Source organism: Actinomadura darangshiensis, assembly GCF_004349235.1.
GTDB classification, from domain to species: domain Bacteria; phylum Actinomycetota; class Actinomycetes; order Streptosporangiales; family Streptosporangiaceae; genus Spirillospora; species Spirillospora darangshiensis.
Genome location: NZ_SMKY01000570.1, coordinates 1 through 2,274, shown reverse-complemented (window position 1 = coordinate 2,274; position 2,274 = coordinate 1). Strand labels below are relative to the sequence as shown.

Here is a 2,274-nt window from a genome sequence, read left to right as displayed (position 1 = left end):
CCGCCCGGACGTGCCCGGCGCCGTCCTGGCCACCGCGGGCATGACGCTGCTGGTGTTCGGCATCGTCCGCATCGACCAGTACTCGTGGGTGTCCCCCGTGACGCTGATGGCCGCGGCCGCGCTGCTGGCCGCGTTCGTGTACGCCGAGCGCACCACCACCCGCGAGCCGCTGGTCCGGCTCGGGCTGTTCGCCAACCGCTCGGTCACCGGCGCCAACGCCTTCAACCTCCTGGTCGGCGCCGCCATGGCCTCGTCCTTCTACTTCATGTCCCTCTACCTGCAGCGGGTGCTCGGGAACGGGCCGGCGATGACCGGCGTCATGTTCCTGCCGTTCGCCCTCGGCGTGATCGCCGGATCGGTGCTCGCGGTCAAGCTCGGCTACCGCCTGGCGCCCCGGACCCTGCTCGTCGCGGGCGTGCTCCTGTCCTCGGCCGGGTTCGGCTGGCTCGGGATGATCAGCGCGGACGGGTCCTTCGCCGCCGACGTGCTGGGGCCGTCGGTCCTCGTCAGCGTCGGCTTCGGGCTCTGCCTGGGACCGGTCGTGTCCACCGCCACCGCCGGCGTCGCGCCGCACGAGACCGGCACCGCCTCCGGCCTGCTCAACAGCTCGCGGCAGCTCGGCGCCTCGCTCGGGCTGGCCGTCCTCGGCACCGTCGCGCAGCACCGCGCCGGACCGGCCGCCACCCCCGCGGCCCTCAACGACGGCTACGCGCTCGGGCTGGGCATCGGCGCCGTGCTGCTGGTCGCCGCCGCCGTCATCGCCCTCACCGTCCTGCGCCGGACCGGCCGGCCCGCCCGGCCGGGACACCCCGGCGACGCCGGCGACCGCGGCCGGCCGGCGGGCCACCGCAGAAAGGACGTCCCGGCATGACCGTCACCCCCATCGACCTGTTCTCCTGCGCCATCCACCTGCACCACGGCGGCCGGGTGCGCACCGAAGCGGCGGCGCCCGGCTCCGAGCGGGACGGCTGGCAGCTGACGGCCGTCCACGCCAAGACCGGCGCCGACGTCCACGCCGACCACTGGGAGGTGCACCCCGGCGCCGAGGAGATCGTGTCCTGCCTCATCGGCAAGATCCGCCTCTACCTGCGGCCGGAGCTGCCGGGCCGGGCGGAGGAGGAGGTCCGGCTGCCCGCCGGGACCGCCGCCATCGTCCCGCGCGGACGCTGGCACCGCATCCAGCTGGACACCCCCAGCACCATCATGGCCATCACCCTCCCGCACGGCAGCCGCCTGGAGAAGCGGACCGGCCCCGGGCAGGAGCGGTGAAGGCGCTGCCGCACGTCCCCACCTCTGGGGTTTCGCGGGCGTGGTGGTCCTGCAGGTCATCGGCGCCGGCGCGGGCCTGGCGCCGCTGCTGGCCGTCGTCGAACCGGGCCGCGCGCTGCAGGCGCCCGGCCCGGTCGACCACGGCCACGTCCGGCTCGTCGTGGCCGCGGGCGCGGGCGGGCTGCTCGCCCGGCTGCTGTTCACGGCCGCGTCGTCCGCGCTCGGGCACCTCGTCGACGGCCGGGTGCAGCCGGCGCTGCGCCGGCGGCTGGCCGAGCGGCTCGGGCGCGCCCCGATCGGCTGGTTCTCCCGGCAGCGGACCGGCGAGCTGGCCAAGGTCGTCGGCGAGGACGTCGGCGCCGTCCACCCGTTCATCGCCAACAGCCCCGGCGAGCTGGTCTCGGCGCTCGCGGTGGCGCTGGTCCCGCTGATGATGACGCCGTCCCGGCTGCGCGAGCAGGCGGACTTCGACGACGCCATGGGCCGGATCGCCGGCTCGGTCGTCGAGTTCGTCCAGGGGATCGCCGTGGTCAAGGCGTTCGGCGGCGCCGAACGCGCCCACCGCAGATTCCTCACCGCCGCCGACGACTTCACCCGCGTGTTCTACCGGATGGTGCGCGGCCTGTCCGCGGTCGCCGCCGCCATGCAGGTGGCGCTGTCGCCGCCGTTCGTGCTGCTGGCCGTGCTCATCGGCGGAACCGCCCTGATCACCGGCGGCTCCCTCGCCCCCGCGGACCTGCTGCCGTTCCTGCTGCTCGGGCTGGGCCTGACCGCCCCCGTCGCGGTGCTGGGCCACGGCCTGGACGACCTGCAGGCGGCCCGGCGCACGGTCGGCCGGATCCGGACGTCCTAGCGGTGCGGCCGCTGCCCGGGCCCGCCCGCCCCGCCGCGCCGCGCGGGCACCGCGCGCCGCCACGCGTCCGGGAGGGCCAGGACGTCCTCGTCCGGGAGGTGATCTTCCATGTCGCCCAACCGTAGAGGAGCGCGCCGACATATCCGTAGGAT

At 75.9% G+C, this 2,274-nt stretch carries 3 protein-coding genes; all 3 read left to right on the top strand.

Translation table 11 applies throughout. From position 1 onward, the window contains the following. Window positions 1-871 (top strand): MFS transporter (locus E1293_RS49115; RefSeq protein ID WP_207939541.1); only part of this gene is annotated, 871 nt, incomplete at its 5' end. Continuing rightward, entirely contained in the window at window positions 868-1,269 is a 402-nt protein-coding gene (locus tag E1293_RS49110; protein ID WP_207939540.1) for a cupin domain-containing protein, read from the top strand. The genes E1293_RS49115 and E1293_RS49110, both read left to right, overlap by 4 nt. A 40-nt stretch (window positions 1,270-1,309) precedes the next feature. Continuing rightward, entirely contained in the window at window positions 1,310-2,122 is an 813-nt protein-coding gene (locus E1293_RS49105) for an ABC transporter transmembrane domain-containing protein (RefSeq protein WP_243717571.1), read from the top strand. Window positions 2,123-2,274 lie beyond the last annotated feature (152 nt).

Excerpts from the sequence above, each read along its gene's own strand:
- E1293_RS49110 (WP_207939540.1), top strand. The coding sequence starts at position 868 with ATGACCGTCACCCCCATCGACCTGTTCTCCTGCGCCATCCACCTGCAC.